This window comes from Terrabacter sp. 2YAF2, from assembly GCF_052114705.1.
In the GTDB taxonomy this organism is placed as follows: domain Bacteria; phylum Actinomycetota; class Actinomycetes; order Actinomycetales; family Dermatophilaceae; genus Terrabacter.
The window spans coordinates 138,695-157,652 of record NZ_JBFRFG010000001.1; the positions used below are offsets into that span (position 1 = coordinate 138,695).

At 71.4% G+C, this 18,958-nt stretch carries 15 protein-coding genes; 11 read left to right on the forward strand and 4 right to left on the reverse strand.

Annotated elements, in window-relative coordinates; all coding sequences use genetic code 11:
• Position 1 precedes the first annotated feature (1 nt).
• From fabG to AB4030_RS00675, 3 genes are all read right to left on the reverse strand, one after another.
• Positions 2-784 carry a 3-oxoacyl-ACP reductase FabG gene (gene fabG, locus AB4030_RS00665; RefSeq protein ID WP_442277242.1) on the reverse strand — a complete coding sequence of 261 codons (783 nt, stop codon included), beginning with the start codon at positions 782-784 and terminating at the stop codon, positions 2-4.
• A complete protein-coding gene (locus AB4030_RS00670; protein ID WP_442277243.1) occupies positions 781-1,572 on the reverse strand; it encodes an SDR family oxidoreductase in 792 nt (263 codons plus the stop codon). The genes fabG and AB4030_RS00670 overlap by 4 nt, the downstream gene beginning before the upstream one ends.
• Before the next feature lie 244 nt (positions 1,573-1,816).
• The gene (locus tag AB4030_RS00675; protein WP_442277244.1) at positions 1,817-2,827 is read right to left on the reverse strand and encodes an alpha/beta hydrolase; all 1,011 of its coding nucleotides are present in this window, start codon (positions 2,825-2,827) and stop codon (positions 1,817-1,819) included.
• Between the two features lie 238 nt (positions 2,828-3,065).
• Here AB4030_RS00675 and AB4030_RS00680 point away from each other — a divergent pair, with 238 nt between their 5' ends.
• The 11 genes from AB4030_RS00680 (at position 3,066) to AB4030_RS00730 (ending at position 17,588) form a co-directional block, all read left to right on the forward strand.
• Positions 3,066-4,613 carry an ATP-dependent DNA ligase gene (locus AB4030_RS00680; protein WP_442277245.1) on the forward strand — a complete coding sequence of 516 codons (1,548 nt, stop codon included), beginning with the start codon at positions 3,066-3,068 and terminating at the stop codon, positions 4,611-4,613.
• Between the two features lie 126 nt (positions 4,614-4,739).
• Complete coding sequence (locus AB4030_RS00685) at positions 4,740-6,557, forward strand: glycoside hydrolase family 3 protein (RefSeq protein WP_442277246.1); 1,818 nt, start codon at positions 4,740-4,742, stop codon at positions 6,555-6,557.
• A gap of 37 nt (positions 6,558-6,594) precedes the next feature.
• Complete coding sequence (locus tag AB4030_RS00690) at positions 6,595-7,917, forward strand: exo-beta-N-acetylmuramidase NamZ family protein (RefSeq protein WP_442277247.1); 1,323 nt, start codon at positions 6,595-6,597, stop codon at positions 7,915-7,917.
• A gap of 7 nt (positions 7,918-7,924) precedes the next feature.
• Entirely contained in the window at positions 7,925-9,565 is a 1,641-nt protein-coding gene (locus AB4030_RS00695) for a serine hydrolase (protein WP_442277248.1), read from the forward strand.
• A 4-nt stretch (positions 9,566-9,569) separates the two neighbouring features.
• A complete protein-coding gene (locus tag AB4030_RS00700) occupies positions 9,570-10,469 on the forward strand; it encodes a MurR/RpiR family transcriptional regulator (RefSeq protein WP_442277249.1) in 900 nt (299 codons plus the stop codon).
• A 105-nt stretch (positions 10,470-10,574) separates the two neighbouring features.
• The gene (locus AB4030_RS00705) at positions 10,575-11,504 is read left to right on the forward strand and encodes an N-acetylmuramic acid 6-phosphate etherase (RefSeq protein ID WP_442277250.1); all 930 of its coding nucleotides are present in this window, start codon (positions 10,575-10,577) and stop codon (positions 11,502-11,504) included.
• Positions 11,505-11,572: 68 nt separating this feature from the next.
• Positions 11,573-12,892 (forward strand): ABC transporter substrate-binding protein, encoded by a 1,320-nt coding sequence (locus AB4030_RS00710; RefSeq protein ID WP_442277251.1) that lies wholly within the window; start codon positions 11,573-11,575, stop codon positions 12,890-12,892.
• 22 nt (positions 12,893-12,914) lie between these two features.
• Positions 12,915-13,814, forward strand: coding sequence for a carbohydrate ABC transporter permease (locus AB4030_RS00715; RefSeq protein WP_442277252.1), 900 nt, complete (start codon positions 12,915-12,917; stop codon positions 13,812-13,814).
• On the forward strand, positions 13,811-14,722 hold the full coding sequence (locus AB4030_RS00720) for a carbohydrate ABC transporter permease (RefSeq protein WP_442277253.1): 912 nt from the start codon (positions 13,811-13,813) through the stop codon (positions 14,720-14,722). Before AB4030_RS00715 ends, AB4030_RS00720 begins: the two co-directional genes overlap by 4 nt.
• 13 nt (positions 14,723-14,735) lie before the next feature.
• Positions 14,736-15,701, forward strand: coding sequence for an N-acetylglucosamine kinase (locus AB4030_RS00725; protein WP_442277254.1), 966 nt, complete (start codon positions 14,736-14,738; stop codon positions 15,699-15,701).
• 117 nt (positions 15,702-15,818) lie between these two features.
• Positions 15,819-17,588 carry an alpha-amylase family glycosyl hydrolase gene (locus AB4030_RS00730; RefSeq protein WP_442277255.1) on the forward strand — a complete coding sequence of 590 codons (1,770 nt, stop codon included), beginning with the start codon at positions 15,819-15,821 and terminating at the stop codon, positions 17,586-17,588.
• 53 nt (positions 17,589-17,641) lie between these two features.
• Here AB4030_RS00730 and AB4030_RS00735 read toward each other — a convergent pair whose 3' ends face one another.
• Positions 17,642-18,910 carry an NAD(P)/FAD-dependent oxidoreductase gene (locus AB4030_RS00735; RefSeq protein ID WP_442277256.1) on the reverse strand — a complete coding sequence of 423 codons (1,269 nt, stop codon included), beginning with the start codon at positions 18,908-18,910 and terminating at the stop codon, positions 17,642-17,644.
• Positions 18,911-18,958: the final 48 nt, after the last annotated feature.

Below are 18,958 nucleotides of genomic sequence, written 5' to 3' on the forward strand. Positions count from 1 at the left end.
GTCAGTCCTTCGGTCCGCCGGCGACGTAGATGACCTGGCCGGAGACGAAGCCGGCCTCCTCGCGCACGAGGAAGGAGGTCGTGGCCGCGATGTCCTCGGGTTGGCCGACGCGGGCGACCGGGATCTCCTTGGCCGCGCCCTCGAGGAACTGCTCGAAGGTGATGCCCATGCGCTCGGCGGTCTGGCGCGTCATGTCCGTCGCGATGAAGCCCGGCGCGATGGCGTTGGCCGTGACGCCGAACTTGCCGAGCTCGATGGCTAGGGTCTTCGTGAAGCCCTGGAGACCGGCCTTGGCGGCGGAGTAGTTGGCCTGTCCGCGGTTGCCGAGCGCAGAGGTCGAGCTGAGGTTGACGATGCGGCCGAACTTCGCGTCGATCATGTGCTTCTGCGTGGCGCGCGTCATGAGGAACGAGCCGCGCAGGTGGACGTTCATGACGGCGTCCCAGTCGTCGGCAGTCATCTTGAAGAGCATGTTGTCGCGGATGATGCCGGCGTTGTTGACGAGGACCGTCGGGGCACCGAGCTCGGTGGCGACGCGCTCGACCGCGGCCTGCACCCCGGCCTCGTCGGACACGTCGACACCCACGGCGAGGCCCTTGCCGCCGGCGGCCTCGATGTCGGATACCACTGCCGCACATGCGGACTCATCGAGGTCGAGGACGGCGACGGCATACCCGTCGGAGGCGAGGCGCTTGGCGACGGCGGCGCCGATGCCGCGCGCGGCGCCGGTGACGATGGCGGTGCGCTGGGTGGTCGTGTCGGTGGTGGTCGGCTGGTCGGTCATGCGTGCTCCTGGGTCGAGGTGGTGGAGGTCTGGTGGTCGAGCTTCTGCTGGAGCCGGTTCATGCCGGCGAGCCAGGCGTCGGGGTGGGCGGCGCGCTGCTCGTAGTAGCCGCTCACCTCAGGGTGCGGGAGCACGTAGAAGGCGTCGCTCGCGAGCGCCTGCCAAGCGGCGTCGGCGACCTCGTCGGCCGTGAGCGTCGCGTCGAGGGTGAGGAGATCCTTGAGCGGGCCGGAGCCGTCGAGCATCCGCGTCTGCACACCTTGGGGGCAGATCGCCTGCACGACGATCCCGCGGTGGCGGTAGGTCGCGCTCAACCACTCGGCGAAGGCGACGGCGCCGTGCTTGCTCACGGAGTAGGGCGCGTCGCCGAGCATCGTCAGCAGCCCGGCCGCCGACGCGGTGACGACGAGGCGCCCGCCACCGGCGTCGAGCCAGCGCGGCACGAGGTGCCGGGCAGCGCGCACGTGGGCGAGGACGTTGGTCTCGAGCGTGCGGGTCCACTCGTGGTCGGAGGCGTCGAGACCCTTGAGGGTGCCGATGCCCGCGTTGGCGAAGAAGACGTCGACGTGGCCGAGGTGGTCGTATGCCGTGTCGACGAGGTGGGCCACGCCGGCATCGGTCGACGTGTCGCCGGGGACGGCGAGGGCGCCCGTCTCGTCAGCGACGGACTGCAGCTCGGCGGCGTCGAGGTCGCCGACGACGACCTGCCAGCCCTCGCGCGCGAGTCGAGTCGCGATGGCGCGACCGATCCCCCGGGCGGCCCCGGTGACGACGGCGGTGTCGGGCATGCTGCTCCTCGCTGTGGACTAAGCGCTTGCTTACCTTGACGACAAGACCCCTCCCCCGTCAAGTGACCCACCCACTCCTCACCCGTCGAGAGGCCACGTTCGGCCGCCTCGCGACCGTCGAAAGGCCACGTTCGGCCGCCTCGCGACCGTCGAAAGGCCACGTTCGGCCGCCTCGCGACCGTCGAAAGGCCACGTTCGGCCGCTTCCCGACCGTCGAGAGGCCACATTTGGCCACCCCGCGGCCTCAGCCGGCGACGCGGTGCACGAAGGCGACAGCGCGGTCCAGCGCCTCGCGGCCGTCGACGCTGTCGAGGTCGAACTGGTACTCGTGCCCGAGGCTCGGTGCGTGGGCGTCGTCGAAGAGCAGCACGTCGCGCTCGACGTCGTGCTGCTCGAGCGCCTCGATGAGCCCGAGCGTGTGCGGGAGCAGCGGGTCTCCGTTGCCGGCCGAGACGAAGCTCGGCGGGAAGGAGGGCGAGACGTGCAGGGGCACCGTGCCCTGCCGCGTGGTCCGCTCGTCATGGCGTCGGCTCGACCCGAGGTAGGACCAGATCGCGGTGTCGACGAGCCAACCCCCGAGGCGGCTCGTCCCGCGCGCGAGCCTGAAGTCGTAGGCACCACAGAAGAGCACGAGACCACGCAGTGACGACGAGGGCACCGGGGCGTCGATCCCGATCTCCGCGGCATACGCCGGGTCGGTGACGAGGAGGGCCACCTGAGCAGCGATCTGCGCTCCCGCCGAGTCCCCGGCGAGGACCACGCGCCCCGGGTCGACGCCCAGCCGGTCGGCGTGGTCGACGACGTGGGCGAGCGCGGCCGCCACCTGCCTCACCGGCGTGGGGTAGCGCGAGCCAGGCGCGATCGAGTAGTCGACACCGACCGTCGTGAGGCCGCGGCCGGCCAGCACGCGGAGATAGTTGGAGACGTCGGACTTGGATCCCGACACGAAGGCCCCACCGTGCACCCAGACGACCGTTGGCAACGGCTCGTCGCGACGTGGCCGGAAGACGTCGAGGCGCCCGTCGGGCGACGCGATGTCGTATGCCTCGTCGACGATCTCGACGAGGTCACCCGGGACGTGCCTGGCCAGCGCGGCGCTGGACCGCGCGGCTCCACGGTCGAAGACCGCACGGATCACCAGGGCGGAGGGCCAGGGCGTCGTCCGCGCGACGACGGCGACGGCTCCGGCCGCCGTGGCGGCACTGAGTGCGACCGTCCGCACCAGTCCGCGGGCGCGGCCGAGGATGTCACCCATGGGGTGAATCTAGTCCCGCCCCGACCCGTCGTGGCCTCTCGACGAGCGCGTGGCGGCCACACGTGGCCTCTCGACGAGCGCGTGGCGGCCACACGTGGCCTCTCGACGAGCGCGTGGCGGCCACACGTGGCCTCTCGACGGTTGCGTGGCGGCCACGTGTGGCCTCTCGACGAGCGCGTGGCGGCCACACGTGGCCTTTCGACGGTTGCGTGTCGGTGGGGCGGGGCAAGATCACGTCATGCTGCTCTCCGACGTCGTCGCCACCTCGCAGGCCGTCGCGGCCACCTCGTCCCGCACCGCGAAGGTCGAGGCGCTGGCAGCCTGCCTGCGACGGGCGGCCCAGGACGGCCCTGACGTCGTCGAGGTCGTCACCGCCCACCTCGCCGGCGTGCTGCCCCAGCGGCGCATCGGCGTCAGCTGGCGCGGGCTCCAGGGCCTGCCCGAGGCCGCCGCGGAGTCGACCCTGACCGTCGAGGAGGTCGACCGCGCCGCGACGAGCATCGCCGCCATCACCGGGTCGGGCTCGGGCACCACACGTGCCACCGCGGTCCGTGCGCTCTTCGCCCGCGCGACCGGCGACGAGCAGGCCTGGCTGCGCGGCCTCATCACGGGCGAGACGCGTCAGGGCGCTGGAGACGGCGTGATGCTCCAGGCCGTCGCCAAGGCGGCCGACGTGCCGGACGCCGCGGTGCGCCGGGCCGTCATGGTCGCCGGCTTCGCAGGCCCGGTCGCACGCGCGGCCCTGACCGGCGGGGCCGAGGCGCTGGACGCCCTGACCCTCGAGGTCGGCCGGCCCCTGCGCCCCATGCTCGCCGGCTCCGCGCCCGACGTCGTCGCGGCCCTCGCCACGCTGGGAGGTGAGGTCGTCGTCGAGACCAAGCTGGACGGCATACGGCTGCAGGCCCACGTCGACAACCGCACGACCCCCGGCAGCGTGCGCCTCTTCACCCGCACGCTCGACGAGGTGACCGAGCGGATGCCGGAGATCACCGAGGCGCTCGCGGGCCTCGACGTCGAGACCCTCGTGCTCGACGGCGAGGTCATCGCGCTCGGCGAGGGTGGCCGGCCGCAGCCCTTCCAGGTCACGGGCGCGCGCACGGCAAGCAGCGCCGACGTCGGCCGGCTGCGTGAGGAGGTGCCGCTGACGCCGTTCTTCTTCGACGTGCTCCACCTCGACGGCGCCGATCTCCTCGACGAGCCGGCGCACGTGCGCTGGGAGCACCTCGCGCACACCGTGCCGCCCGCATGGCTGGTGCCGCGCGAGATCACCGACGACCCCGGGCGGGCCCAGCAGTTCTTCACCGACCTCGTCGCCGCCGGCCACGAGGGGGTCGTCGTCAAGGACCCCGCCCTGCCGTATGCCGCCGGCCGGCGCGGTCCCGGGTGGGTCAAGGTGAAACCCCGGCACACCCTCGACCTCGTGGTGCTCGCCGTCGAGTGGGGTAGCGGGCGCCGCAAGGGCTGGTTGTCCAACATCCACCTCGGCGCCCGCGACGCGGAGACCGGCGAGCTCGTGATGCTCGGGAAGACGTTCAAGGGGATGACCGACGAGATGCTCGCCTGGCAGACCGAGCGCTTCCAGGAGCTCGCCGTCGACCGCGGCGACTGGGTCGTGACCCTGGAGCCCGAGCAGGTCGTCGAGATCGCGTTCGACGGAGTGCAGAAGTCGTCCCGCTACCCGGGCGGCATGGCGCTGCGCTTCGCGCGGGTGCTGCGCTACCGCGACGACAAGCCCGTGTCCGAGATCGACACCGTGCAGACCGTCCGGGAGCTCGCCGGCTGGTGAGCGCCGGTGGACGGGCGATGTTCTACCGGGCCTGTCCCCGCTATCTGTTGCCGATGGCAGGGGCCGTAGGTAAGTTCCACAGATAGGACGGAACGCGTCATTTGTTCACATCACCCGGAGGCCCCCATGTCCATGTCCGATCTCTCCCGCCGCTCCGTCATCGCCGGTGGCCTCGCTGCTGCTGCGGCGGGCGCGACAGCCGGTAGCGCCCGCGCGGCCACGAGCACCTCCGCCACGCCCCCGGCAGCCGAGAACGGCTGGGTCACCTCGACGATGGCCCGGATGACGATGGAGGAGAAGGTCGGCCAGCTCTTCATCCAGAACGTCTACGGCAAGGACGCGACGACGCCCGACAGCCGCAACATCCCGCTCTACGGCGTCGCGAGCCCGGCCGAGGTCGTGCAGAAGTACCACCTCGGCGGTGTCATCTACTTCGCGTGGACCGACAGCGTGCAGAACCCCGACCAGATCGTCGGCCTGTCCAACGGCCTGCAGAAGGCAGCGCTCACGCAGCCCAGCAAGGTGCGGATCCCTCTCCAGATCGCCACCGACCAGGAGCAGGGCGTCGTCACGCGCATCGGACCGCCGGCCACGCAGTTCCCCGGCTCGATGGCGCTCGGCGCCGGACGCAGCGCCCCCGACGCGCGCACCGCCGCTGCGATCACCGGCCGCGAGCTGCTCGCGATGGGCGTCAACACCGACTTCGCGCCCGACTGCGACGTCAACGTCAACCCGCTCAATCCGGTGATCGGCACGCGGTCCTTCTCGTCGCGACCCGAGCTCGCCGCCCAGCTCGCGGCCGCCCAGGTTGCCGGCTACCAGCGTGACGGAGGGGTCGCATCCTGCGGCAAGCACTTCCCGGGCCACGGTGACACGGCGACCGACAGCCACGTCGCCTTCCCGGTCATCACCCACACCCGCGAGCAGTGGGAGGCCATCGACGCGCCGCCCTTCAAGGCCGCGATCAACGAGCAGATCGACATGATCATGACCGCGCACCTGTCGTTCCCGGCTCTCGACGACTCGGGCAACCCGGCGACGCTGAGCAAGCCGATCATGACGGGCGTGCTCCGCGGCGAGCTCGGCTACAAGGGCGTCATCATCACGGACTCCCTTGCCATGCAAGGCGTCCGTGACCTCTACGGCGACGCCGAGGTCGCCGTGCGGGCCCTGCTCGCGGGCGTCGACCAGCTGCTCATGACGCCCGCGATGGACGACGCCTTCGCCGCCGTCCTCGACGCCGTCCGCAGCGGACGCATCACCAAGGACGAGCTCGACGCGAAGGTGCGCCGCGTGCTGAGCCTGAAGTACCGCCGCGGCATCGTGGCCAGCCCGTATGCCGACCCTGCCGCCGTGTCGGGCGTCGTCGGCACCCCCGCCCACCTCGCGGCGGCCGACTCCGTCACCGACCGCACGACGACCCTCGTCAAGAACGACGCCAAGGCCCTTCCGATCGCCCCGAGCGGCAAGAAGGTCCTCGTGACCGGCTACGGCGTCGGCACGACGGCGACCCTCGCGGCGGCGCTGACAGCCAAGGGGGCCACGGTCCAGACGGTCCAGACCGGGACCTCGCCGACCGACGCCCAGGTTGCCTCTGCGGTCACCGCTGCAGCGGACAAGGACGTCGTGGTGGTCACGACCATGAAGGCCTGGGACACCACCGTCACGGACCCGCGCGGCGGCCAGCAGAAGCTGGTCAAGCAGCTTCTCGGCACCGGCAAGACGGTCGTCGTGGTCGCCGTCCGCGACCCCTACGACATCGCGTACTTCACGGCTGCCCCCACCTACGTCGCGACGTACTCCTACAGCCCGGTCGCGATCGAGGCCGCCGCGCGCGTGATCGTCGGTGACGTCTCCCCCACAGCGACCCTCCCGGTCGACATCCCCGTCGCCGGCGACCCGAACACCGTGCTCTACCCCTTCGGCCACGGCCTCACCTACTGACGGCCGGCCCGGCACCAACGCGATCGGAGAGCTCCACATGACCAACCTCAACCGCAGGCAGCTGCTCACCGCCGGCGCCCTGAGCGCCGTCGCGATCCCCGCGACGGCGGCGGGTTCCGTTGCAGCGCAGGCCGGCCAGACGGCATACGCCAGCAACTACCCCAACAACCCGGTGACGACGGGCGCCCAGAACGCCGCAGCGGCCGGCTGGTCGATGCTCTCCGGGCAGAAGGTCGGGGTCATCACCAACCCGACCGGCATCCTTCGCAACCTGCGGACCATCGTCGACGAGATGCACGAGTCGGGCGCCGTGAACATCGTCGGTGTCTTCGGGCCCGAGCACGGCTTCCGCGGCACCGCCCAGGCCGGCGACTCCGAGGGCACCCACCCCGACCCGCGGACCGGGCTCACGGTCTACGACGCCTACGGCGCCAACACGGCGAAGATGACGTCGATGTTCCGCACCGCCGGCGTCGAAACGGTCGTCTTCGACATCCAGGACGTCGGCGCACGGTTCTACACCTACATCTGGACGATGTACACCGCCATGCAGGCGGCGGTCGCTGTCGGCGCCCGCTTCGTCGTGCTCGACCGACCGAACCCCATCGGCGGCAAGGCGATCGGGCCGATGATGACCACGCCGTGGACCTCGGGCGTCGGCGCCAAGGAGATCGTCCAGGCCCACGGCATGACGGTCGGCGAGCTCGCCCGCTACTTCGACGGCGAGTTCCTCACCGCCGACGCGGGGCACCGGCTGGCCGAGCTCTCCGTGATCGAGGTCAAGGGCTGGCGCCGTGACGTGCCGTATGCCGTCACCGGACTCCCCTGGGTCATGCCGAGTCCCAACATGCCGACTCCCGACACCGCGCTGGTCTACCCGGGAACGGGGATGTTCGAGGGGACCAACCTCTCGGAGGGACGGGGTACGACGCGGCCCTTCGAACTCATCGGGGCACCGTTCGTCGACTACAAGTGGGCCGAACGCCTTGCCGCGCTTGGCCTTCCGGGTGTCGGCTTCCGCGAGGCCTACTTCTCGCCGACCTTCAGCAAGCACATCGGCAAGGTGTGCGGCGGAGTCCAGCTGCACGTCACCGACCCGTCGACGTTCGACCCGATGCGCGCCGCCGTCGAGATGCTCGTCGCGGCCAAGGCGCTCTATCCCGACTTCGCCTTGCGCTACGACTCCTACGACCCGGCGCGGCCGTACTGGATCGACAAGCTGACCGGATCGCAGCGCCTCCGCACGCAGATCTCCGCGGGCGCGGCCGCCGACGAGGTCATCGGCGCCTGGCGCGACGAGCTCGCGGCCTTCGACGCCCGGCGCCAGCAGTACCTCCTCTACCGCGGCCCGGCGCACTGAGCCGTTGTTGCCTTCCGACACCATCCTGTCCGACGCGAGCCCGGCCTCGCTGGGACTGGACCCCGCACCCATCGCGGAGGCCGTGGCGCGGATCCACACGTACGGGGAGGACACACCCGACGGGCACCCGCTCTTCGCCGGCGCGGTGGGGATCATGGGCCATGCGGGGCGCATCGTCGGGCGCGACGTGAGCGGCTGGGCCCTGCGCTATTCCGACGCGACCGCCGAGCTGCCCCGCGACGAGTGGGTTCCCATGCGCACCGACACGATCTTCGACCTCGCGTCGGTCTCCAAGCTCTTCACCTCGATCGCGGTGGCGCAGCTCATCGAGGAGGGCCACGTCTGTCTGGAGAGCCCGGTGGCAGCACACCTCCCGGAGTTCGCCGCCAACGGCAAGGAGGCCGTCACGGTGCGCCAGCTGCTGACGCACACGTCGGGCTACCCGCCGGAGCTCCCGCTGTGGAGCGCGTGGCCCGACCAGGCCTCGCGCATCGAGGCGGTCCTGGACCATCCCTTGGCCGACCCGGCCGGCTCCACCTACCGCTACAGCGACCTCAACCTCATCACCCTCGGCGTCCTCGTCGAAAGGCTGTACGGGGAGCCACTCGACGTCGTCGTGCGCCGGCGCATCACCGCGCCCCTGGGGATGGAGGACACCGGCTACAACCCGGCTGACAGGTCACGCACGGCCGCGACCGAGTACCAGACCGCGCCACCCCGCGGCATGGTGCGCGGCGAGGTCCACGACGAGAACGCGTGGTCCCTCGGCGGCGTGGCCGGCCACGCGGGCGTCTTCTCGACGGCGGACGACCTGGCGATCCTGTCGCAGGCGCTGCTGGACGGCGGCGCCTACGGCGGCCACCGGATCCTCGATCCCTCGAGCGTCGAGCTGCTCGTCACCGACTTCAACCAGGCCTTCGCCGGCGACTCGCACGGGCTCGGCTTCGAGCTCGACCAGCGCTGGTACATGGACGCCCTGTCCGGCCCCCGCAGCGCGGGCCACACCGGCTACACCGGCACATCGGTCGTCATCGACTTCGCCAGCCGCTCCTTCGCGATCCTGCTGACCAACCGCGTGCACCCTTCTCGCGACTGGGGCTCGGTCAACATCGCTCGCCGCGCGTGGGCCCATGGCCTGGCCAGTGCCCTGCCGATCCGACCGCAGGAGGAGCGCACGTCCTGGTGTGCCGGGAGTTCCGACGCGACGACCGCCACCCTGACGACGGCGCCCCTCGCGGTCGACGCCGGCGGAGCCCGCCTCGGCTTCGACCTCCTCGTCGACAGCGGTGAGACCGGCCTGCACCTCGAGCGGTCCACCGACGCCGGCACGACGTGGACACCGGTGGCCTTCGCCGTCAAGGACCGAGGCACGACAAGCGGGACCGACGAGACAGTCGCCGCCACCGTCGAGGACACCATCGACGGCTCCGGGACGCGGCGCTGGGTCGAGGCGCGGGCCGCGCTCGAGCCCGGCACCCAGCTGCTGCGCTGGCGCCTCGTGCCCGACGCCAACCACCCCGGTCGAGGCGTCGCCCTCGACCGGATCCGGGTCACCGGGAGCCAGGGCGTCCTCCTCGACGCCGAACACCAGCCCGACGCGCTGACGTCGGCCGGTTGGCAGCCGACCGGTCGCGACGCCGTAGCGTAGGCCCATGCCCAGGACCGAGGACGGCGGCTCGTCGCCCGCAGGCGCCGCGAGCGCATCGCTGCTCATCCGCCTGAGGGGGATCAAGCCCTCGCTGTCGCCCGCCGAGGACCGCGTCGCCGACATCGTCCTCGCCGACGCACGCCGTGCCGCGGGCCTGACCATCAGCGAGCTCGCCACGACGGCGCGCACGTCCGAGACGACGGTGCTGCGCTTCTGCCGCCGGCTCGGGCTGCCGGGCTACCCGCAGCTGCGTCTCGCGCTGGCCGAGGAGTCGGCGCACCCACGCACGATGAGCCGCAACGGCACCGACATCAGCGCGAGCGACACCATCGACGACATCATCGCCAAGGTCGCCTTCGCCGACGCGAGCGCCGTCGAGGAGACCGCCCAGCAGCTCGACCGCGACACCCTCGCCTCCGCCGCGGCGGCCATCGCCAAGGCGGGTCGTGTCGACATCTACGGGATCGGCGCGAGCGCGATCGTCGGGACCGACCTGCAGCAGAAGCTGCACCGCATCGGCATCGTCGCCTTCGCGTGGAACGACCCGCACATCGCCCTGACGAGCGCCACCCTGCTCGGCCGCGGCGACATCGCGGTCGGCATCTCGCACTCGGGCACGACGACCGAGACCATCGAGGCCCTGGCGGCAGCCCGCTCGACCGGTGCGCGCACCATCGCCATCACGAACTTTCCGCTGTCGCGGCTCGCCTCCGGAGTCGACTTCCTCCTCACCACGGCCGCGCGCGAGACCAGCGTCCGCTCGGGCGCGACGGCGAGCCGCATCGCGGCCCTCACCGTCATCGACTGCCTCTACATCGCGGTCGCGCAGCGCAACCTGCGCCGGGTCCGCAAGGCCGTCGCCGACACCCGAGAAGCCGTCGCCGGCCACCACGTCACCGACTGACCCGGCGAGTGGGCACCCAGCCCTCGTTCCGACCGGGCGTCGTGACAAGAATGTTACTGATTTACAGCATTGACGCTGGGCGTGTAGGAAACTAACCTCGCTCGGGTGAGCAGCGAGGTGACCGTGGACGCCCCCACCGAGGAGCGCCATCCGGGGACGACGTCCATCGACACGCACACCTCGCTCGACATCCTGAGGGCCCTCAACGCCGAGGACGCGACCGTCGCCGGCGCCGTCAGCGAGGTCCTCCCCGAGCTCGCCCACCTCGTCGACCGGGCCGTCGAGTCGCTCCGCGCCGGCGGCACCGTCCACTACTTCGGGGCCGGCACCTCGGGTCGCCTCGCGGTGCTCGACGCCGCCGAGCTTCGACCGACCTTCAACGCACCTGCCGGTCTCGTCGTCGCGCACCACGCGGGCGGACCGGAGGCCCTCCTCCAGGCCGTCGAGAACGTCGAGGACGACGCCGACCTCGGCCGCTCCGAGGCCGACGACCTGCGTCCCGGCGACGTCGCGGTCGGCCTCACGGCCTCGGGTCGTACGCCGTTCGTGGCCGGCGCCCTGGCGCGGGCTCGGGAGCTCGGCGCCGTCACGGCCCTCATCACGGCCAACCCGAACGCCGAGATCGCCGTCCTCGCCGACATCCTGCTCGCCGTGCGCACCGGTCCCGAGGCGCTGACCGGGTCGACGCGGCTCAAGGCCGGCACCGCGCAGAAGCTCGTCCTGAACTCGTTCTCGACAGCCGTGATGATCCGGCTCGGTCGCACGTGGAGCAACTTCATGGTCGACGTCGTCGCGACGAACGCCAAGCTCCGCGGCCGGGTGCTGCGCATCCTCCGGGAAGCCACCGGCGCCGATGCGGACCAGGCCCGCGAGGCCCTCGACGCGGCCGACGGTGAGCTCAAGCCCGCGCTGCTCTCCCTGCTCGCGGGCGTCGACGCCGGCGCCGCACGCGACGCCATCGCCGCCCACGACGGTTCGGTCGCGCAGGCCCTGGCCGCCCTCGGCGGCCAGGTCCCCGCAGCGCCCACCCCCTGACACCGACCCGCACCCACCCACCCGTGCCGACCCCCAGGCACCTCGCAGAACCCGACAGGAGCACCACCATGACGTTCGCCTCACGCCCGCCCGGCTCGTCCCGGCGCGCACGCCGCACGGTCCTCACCATCGCCGCGCTCTCCGGCGCACTCCTCGTGACGGCCTGCTCCCCCTCCTCGTCGGGCGGGACCGATGCCGGCAGCGACGGCAAGGTCACCCTGACGGTGTGGTCGTGGCGCGTGGAGGACGAGGCGGCATACAACAAGATCTTCCAGGCGTACGAGAAGTCCCACCCGAAGGTCAACGTCGAGTTCAAGGCCTTCAAGGCGACGGAGTACAACAAGATCCTCGCGACCGGGCTCGCCGGCGCGAGCGGCCCCGACGTGCCGCAGGTGCGTTCCTACGGCCAGCTCCAGGGCACGGTCGCCAGCAAGTCGCTGCTTCCGCTCGACGGCAAGGTCGACCTGTCCGGCTGGGACGAGAACATCGTCGCGAGCGCGAAGGGCAAGGAGGACGGCAAGACCTACTCGGTCCCGCTCGCCCGCCAGACGGTCCAGATGTTCTACAACCAGGGCCTGTTCGACAAGGAGGGCCTCAAGGCCCCCACGACGTGGGCCGAGTTCATCGCGGCCAACGACAAGCTGATGGGCGCGGGCGTCACCCCGATCGCCGTCGGCGCCAAGGACGACTGGACGCTCCCGATCGTGCACGAGGTGCTCGCCGGCGCTCGCTTCGGCGGCAAGGCCTTCCAGAGCGAGGTGCTCTCGGGCAAGAAGTCCTTCACCGACCCCGACTGGGTCGCGTCGGTCAAGGTCGTCGGCGACCTCGCGAAGTACATGCCCAAGAACGTCACCGGCGTCGCCCAGACCGACGCGCAGACCCTCTTCTCGGCCGAGAAGGCCGCGATGATCCCCGGCGGCAGCTTCGACCTGTCGGTCCTGCAGAAGGCCAACCCCGCCATGAAGATCGGCGTCTTCCAGGTGCCGCCGGCCCCGGGCTCGCCGAGCGGCTCGGCGGCGACCACGGCAGGATGGGCCGACGGCAACTTCGGCGTCTCCGCCAAGTCGAAGCACCCCACCGAGGCCACGGAGCTCGTGAAGTGGATGACCTCCAAGGAGTTCGGCCAGATGGTCAACGACGACGTGAAGCAGATCTCGGCCGTGCCGGGTGTGGACCCCAGCGACCCGCTGCTCAAGCAGATGAGCGACAACTACAAGAACTCCGGATCCCCGTACCTGCTGCTCACCGACTTCCGCTACGGGTCCCCCTCCGGCGGCGAGCTGCTCGGCAAGGGTCTGCAGGAGCTGCTGCTCGGCTCCAAGGACGCCGCTGGTGTGAGCAAGGACCTCGACACCGGCGTCAAGACCTGGTTCAAGCCGAGCGCGTGACGGATCCAGCAGGAGACACAGCATGAGGCGCCGCACCGGCCTGGTCTTCGTCGCGCCGGCGCTCGCACTCTTCGTGGTCTTCGTGCTCTACCCGATGGTGACGGCGTTCTCCTACGCCTTCTTCCACTGGCAGGGCACGAGCCGCGGAGGGTTCGCGGGTGTCGAGAACTTCGCGACGCTCTTCACCAGGGCACCCTTCACGACCGACCTGCCGCAGGCGCTGTTGCACAACGTGCTCTTCTTCGTCGGCACGATGCTCATCCAGAACACCTTCGGCCTGACGATCGCCTACCTGCTCTACAGCCGTCCGCGCAGTCGCCGGATCCTGCAGACGCTCTATGCGATGCCCTACCTCGTCAGCCCGATCGTCATCGGCTACCTCTGGACCCTGCTGCTGTCGCCGACGTTCGGGCCGGTCAACACGCTGCTGACCAAGATCGGGCTCGAGTCGTGGGCCCTGCCGTGGCTCGGTGACCCGAAGACGGCGATCTGGGTCGTCATCCTCGTCAGCGTGTGGCAGTGGATCGGCTTCCCGGTCCTGCTCTACGGCGCGGCTCTCGGCGGCGTGCCCGAGGAGCTGACCGAGGCGGCACGCGTCGACGGGGCGACCAACCGGCAGGCGTTCTTCAAGATCACCCTGCCACTGCTCGTCCCCGCCATCGGCACGGTGTCGGTGCTGACGTTCATCTTCGCCATGGAGGCCTTCGCGCTGCCCTACGCGTTCGGTGGGTCGACCGGAAACCCTGCCGGCTCAACGGACTTCGTTTCACTGCTCTTCTACCGGACGGCGTTCGACTCCGGGGCGACCGATGCCATCGGCAGCTCGTCGGCCCTGGCGACGCTGCTCTTCCTCATCATCTTCGGCGGCGCCTACGCCGCCACGGCCGTGCTGCGCCGTCACGAGCGGAGGATCACCGCATGACCACGGCCGTCGTCACCACCGAGGCACCGTCGGAGCAGGTGGTCGTCCCGACGACCCAGGGCAGTCGGGGCCGGCGCCCTTCGCGGGGCACCCGTCCCGTCGGCGGCCCGGGCGCGAGCCTGCTCCTCTGGGGGTATGCCGCCCTGGCGCTCGTGCCGCTGCTGCTCATGGTCAGCAACAGCTTCCGCTCGAACGCCGACCTCATCACCGACCCGCTCGGACTGCCCGCACCCCCGACGACGGCGAGCTACGTCGAGGCGTGGACGACGGGCAACTTCGCGACGTACTTCGGCAACTCGCTCGCCGTCACGGTCGGTGCGGTCGCGATCTCGACGGCGGTCGCGACGATGGCGGCGTACGCCCTGGCCCGCGGCCGGTCGCGCATCTTCCGGTGGCTCGAGTCCCTCTTCCTATCGGGCCTCATGCTGCCGATCCACCTCGCGATCCTGCCGATCTTCTACCTCTTCGACGGGCTCGGGCTCATCGACTCGCGCTTCGGCCTCATGCTGATGTACGCGTCCTCGGGCATCCCCTTCTCGATCTTCGTCCTGACGACGTTCTTCCGGCAGCTGCCGGAGGAGCTCGAGGAGGCGGCCGCACTCGACGGTGCGAGCAGCTGGCAGACCTTCTGGCGGATCATGGTGCCGCTCGTGCGGCCGGCGCTCGCCACCGTCGCAGTCTTCCGCTTCGTGCCGATCTGGAACGACTTCCTCTTCCCCCTGGTGCTGCTGCGCCGCGAGGAGAAGTACACCCTGCCGGTCGGCCTGACGAACTTCTTCGGCGAGAACGCGACGAACTACTCGGCCGTCTTCGCCGGGCTCGTCATCACGACCATCCCCCTCATCGTGCTCTTCCTCGTCGCCACCAAGCAGATCGTGGCGGGGTTGACCGCCGGCATGGCGAAGTGATCGGCTCGCTCGCGTGAGCGAGGCCAGGACGTCCCACGGCGGCGGCACCGTCGTCGCCGTCGACATCGGGGGCTCGGGCCTGCGTCTGCAGACGTATGCCGGCCGGCCGGGTCCCGTGCTCACCGCTCCGGGTGCGCGGGTCGGGGCCGCCGGCATCGACGTGGCCGCCCTCGTGGCGGACGCGCGGTCCCTGCTGGGTCGGGCGGCCGGCGAGGACGTCTCTGGCGGTGTGCCGCCCGAGGTCGTCGTGTGGTCCATGCGCGGCCTGCTCTTCCTCGCCGACCGTGCCGACGTGCTGCGCACCGTGGTGGAGGGCCTCGGTGCACGGCGCACCGTCGTCGTCAGCGACGCGGTCGCGGGCCTCGTCGGCGCGACCGGCCGCGTCGGTCCCGGGGCCGTCGTCGCGGCCGGCACCGGGGCGGTGGCCTTCGGCACCGACTTCGACCGGCAGTGGCGCCGCGTCGACGGGTGGGGACACGTGCTCGGCGACGCAGGATCCGCCGCCTCGCTCGGCATGGCCGGCCTTCGCGCGGCCCTGCGGGCCCACGACGGCCTGACCGACGGCTCGGCCGCCCTGCTGCGCGCTGCGGCCGACCTGCTCGGCGCCCCGGAGGGGTGGCCGCGGCTCGTCATGACGACCGCCGACGCCCCCGAGCGACTCGCTTCCGTCGCACCCCTTGTGACGGCAGCCGCCGCGACCGACCCGGTGGCGCACGCCCTGTGCGTGCAGGCCGGGACCGACCTGGCGGTCTCGCTGCTCCGTGCCGCCGACGGCCTCACCGACCCTCTCCTCGCGGCGACGGGCGGCCTGCTCGCGGCCGCACCCGTCGCGGAGGCCCTCGATGCCCACCTGGCCGAGGCCGGCGTGGTGCGCTCCCCCGCCCACGGGGGAGCCCTCGACGGGGCCGTGCACCTGGCCCGGCACCTGCGGGACACGGGAGGCGTGCCCGAGCACCCGGCATACCTCCTCCTGGCCTGACAACGCCTGAGCGGGCGGTCCACCCGACCCGATCGGGTATGACACGCCTCGGCCCTCGCTCGGCGCTTCGTCCGGGCCACGGGCCGACCGCCCGCACCCTGCACGACTGGAGCCCCGATGTCAGAGCACGACGCCCACCACCCAGGACTCGGGTCGATGCCCCACGACGGCGGGACCGCCTTCCGGGTGTGGGCCCCCAACGCCGACGCCGTCGCGGTCACCGGCGGCTTCACCGACTGGTCCGAGGACGGACACGCGATGGTCGCCGAGGACGACGGGCACTGGTACGCCGACGTCGACGGCGCCCGCCCGGGCGACGAGTACCAGTTCGTCATCACCAACGGCGAGCAGCGCCTGATGCGGATCGACCCGCGTGCCCGCGTCGTCACGAATTCGTCGGGCAACGCCGTCGTCTACGACCGCGACGCCTTCGACTGGGAGGGCGACACGTTCGGCTGCCCACCTCACGACGACCTCGTCATCTACGAGGCGCACATCGGCTCGTTCGTCGCAGCCGACGGTGACGCCGGCGACCTCGGCGGTGTCGCCGGGAAGCTCGACCACCTCGCCGACCTCGGCGTCAGCGCCGTCGAGCTCATGCCGGTCACCGAGTTCGCCGGCGACTACTCCTGGGGCTACAACCCGTCCAACCCCTTCGCGGTCTCCAGCAGCTACGGCGGACCCGACGCGCTCAAGGACTTCGTCAAGCAGGCCCACCGGCACGGCATCGCGGTGATCCTCGACGTCGTGATCAACCACTTCGGGCCGAGCGACCTCGCGCTGTGGCAGTTCGACGGGTGGAGCGAGGACGAGAAGGGCGGCATCTACTTCTACAACGACGAGCGTTCGTCGACGCCGTGGGGCGACACGCGTCCCGACTACGGCCGCGAGGAGGTCCGGAGCTACCTGCACGACAACGCCCTGATGTGGCTCGAAGAGTTCCACCTCGACGGGCTGCGCTTCGACGCCACTCTCTACGTGCGCACCATCGACGGCCTCGGCACCGGCGACCTGCAGGAGGGCTGGGACCTGATGCGTTCCATCACGTCGACGATCCGCGAGCGCCACCCCGACAAGATCCTCATCGCCGAGGACCTGCAGTCCGACCCCGCGATCACCACCGGCGACGACGGCGGGGCCGGCTTCCACGCCCAGTGGGACCCCGGCTTCGTGCACCCCGTGCGACGGGTCCTGACCGCTGTCGACGACCACGACCGCTCGATGGCCGAGCTCGCCGAGGCGCTGCGCGGCAACGACGCACCGTTCCGGCGCGTGATCTACACCGAGAGCCACGACGAGGTGGCGGAGGGCAGCCTCCGGGTGCCGGACGAGGTCGATGGCGGCGACCCCACCGGCTGGGCGGCCCAGAAGCGCGCCACCCTCGGCCTCGCGTTGACGCTGACCTCCCCTGGCATCCCCATGCTCTTCCAGGGCCAGGAGTTCCTCGAGGACCAGGAGTTCCGAGACACCGCGCCGCTCGACTGGGAGCGTGCCGAGCAGTTCCGTGATCTCGTGCGGCTCACCGGCGACCTCGTACGACTGCGCCGTGACGGAGACGGGGTCTCCGGCGGTCTGCGCGGCGACGGCTTCGAGGTGCTCCACCTCGACGACGACGCCAAGACGCTGGCGTGGGCGCGGCGAGCTGGAGACGACGTGGCGGTGCTGGTCGTCAACGCGAGCTCCGAGCCCCGCGACGTCACGACGGGTATGCCGTCCGCCGGGCCGTGGACCGTCCGCTTCAACTCGGACGCGTCCACCTACAGCGCCCTCTTCGCCGGCCACGAGACGCATGACGTCGAGGCGGTGGAGGAGCCGGTCGACGAACAGCCGGCAAGCGGCACCGTCTCGGTCGGTGCCTACACGCTGGTCGTCCTGACGCCGGCCTGAAGCGCAGCGAGCGGGCACCTCCCCCGAAGGGCGGTGCCCGCTCGCCGAGTGGCTCAGCGCAGGGGGTCGAACGGCGCGAGCTGCGCGGGGGCGACGCCGGTCGTCATCTGCTCGGCGAGCAGGCGGCCGGTGACCGGGCCGAGCGTGATGCCCCACATGCCGTGACCGCCGGCGACGAAGACCTTGGGGTTGCGCGAGGCGCCGATGAGCGGAAGGCCGTCGATGGTGCACGGGCGGGAGCCGACCCACTCGTCCTGGCGGTGGTCGAGGTCGGCGCCCTGGAGCAGCGGGCGGGCCGACTCCACGATGGCCTTGATGCGGCGCCGGTCGAGGGCGGCCTCGGGCTGACGGAACTCCATCATGCCGGCGACCCGGAGGCGGTCACCGACCGGCGTGCACGCGACGCGGGCAGCCGGGAAGTAGACGGGACCGTTGGGCAGGTCGTCGACGGCCACGCTGAAGGAGTAGCCGCGACCGGCCTGGACGACGCGCTTGACGCCGAACTCGCGCGCCAGCTTGCCGAGCCAGGCGCCAGTGGCGACGACGACGGCGTCGTAGTGCTCGGCCTGACCGAAGTCGTTGGTGACGAGGACGCCGGTCGGGGCGTCGGTGATGCGCGAGACGGCGCTGCCGGTGACGATCTTGCCGCCTCGGGCGGTGACCGAGTCGGCGAGAGCCGCGACGTAGGCACCGGGGTTGATGAAGCGCTGGCCGTGCAGCACGATCGCGGCGCCGATCTCGTCCGACAGGGCCGGCTCGATGGCCCGCGCCTCGTCGCCGCTCAGGACGTCGAAGGTGATGTCCCCACCGGAGGCGTGGATGTGCTCGATCTCCTCGAGAAGGGTCTGGCGCTCCTCGGCGGTCCGGTAGGCGGCCGTGAACGACTTCGCCTCGTAGGTCTCGGCGTCGACGCCACCAGCCCCCAGCAGGTCGAAGCTCTGCAGCGACAGGTCGTTGACGGGCACGAGCGCGCCCATGGCCTTCTTCCAGGCCGTCATCGTGCTGTGGCGGGTGAAGCCGGTGACGAAGCGGAGGAAGTCCGGTCGCGCGCTGGGCGGCACGTAGACGGGCGAGCTCGGGCTGAGCACGGCGCGCAGGCCGTACTTGAGCACGGCGGGCTCGGGCAGCGGGGTCGCGATGCCGGGTGTCAGCCAGCCGGCGTTGCCCCACGAGGCCCCGGCGGCGACGCCGTCGCGGTCGATGACGGTCACCTCGACGCCACGCTCCTGGAGGAACCAGGCGGTCGCGAGACCGACCATGCCGGCGCCGACGACGGCGACGCGCTCGGGGACGGGGGTACCGGCGGGGGTCACGGCAGGCATGCGATCGACTCCTGTGTCAGGTCTGGGGGTGGCCTGCTTCCATGGTGC

What these genes read in the sequence shown, in the direction of transcription:
- fabG (WP_442277242.1), bottom strand. Translation starts at nt 784, where the DNA reads ATGACCGACCAGCCGACCACCACCGACACGACCACCCAGCGCACCGCC.
- AB4030_RS00670 (WP_442277243.1), bottom strand. Translation starts at nt 1,572, where the DNA reads ATGCCCGACACCGCCGTCGTCACCGGGGCCGCCCGGGGGATCGGTCGC.
- AB4030_RS00675 (WP_442277244.1), bottom strand. Translation starts at nt 2,827, where the DNA reads ATGGGTGACATCCTCGGCCGCGCCCGCGGACTGGTGCGGACGGTCGCA.
- AB4030_RS00680 (WP_442277245.1), top strand. Translation starts at nt 3,066, where the DNA reads ATGCTGCTCTCCGACGTCGTCGCCACCTCGCAGGCCGTCGCGGCCACC.
- AB4030_RS00685 (WP_442277246.1), top strand. Translation starts at nt 4,740, where the DNA reads ATGTCCATGTCCGATCTCTCCCGCCGCTCCGTCATCGCCGGTGGCCTC.
- AB4030_RS00690 (WP_442277247.1), top strand. Translation starts at nt 6,595, where the DNA reads ATGACCAACCTCAACCGCAGGCAGCTGCTCACCGCCGGCGCCCTGAGC.
- AB4030_RS00700 (WP_442277249.1), top strand. Translation starts at nt 9,570, where the DNA reads ATGCCCAGGACCGAGGACGGCGGCTCGTCGCCCGCAGGCGCCGCGAGC.
- AB4030_RS00710 (WP_442277251.1), top strand. Translation starts at nt 11,573, where the DNA reads ATGACGTTCGCCTCACGCCCGCCCGGCTCGTCCCGGCGCGCACGCCGC.
- AB4030_RS00715 (WP_442277252.1), top strand. Translation starts at nt 12,915, where the DNA reads ATGAGGCGCCGCACCGGCCTGGTCTTCGTCGCGCCGGCGCTCGCACTC.
- AB4030_RS00720 (WP_442277253.1), top strand. Translation starts at nt 13,811, where the DNA reads ATGACCACGGCCGTCGTCACCACCGAGGCACCGTCGGAGCAGGTGGTC.
- AB4030_RS00730 (WP_442277255.1), top strand. Translation starts at nt 15,819, where the DNA reads ATGTCAGAGCACGACGCCCACCACCCAGGACTCGGGTCGATGCCCCAC.
- AB4030_RS00735 (WP_442277256.1), bottom strand. Translation starts at nt 18,910, where the DNA reads ATGCCTGCCGTGACCCCCGCCGGTACCCCCGTCCCCGAGCGCGTCGCC.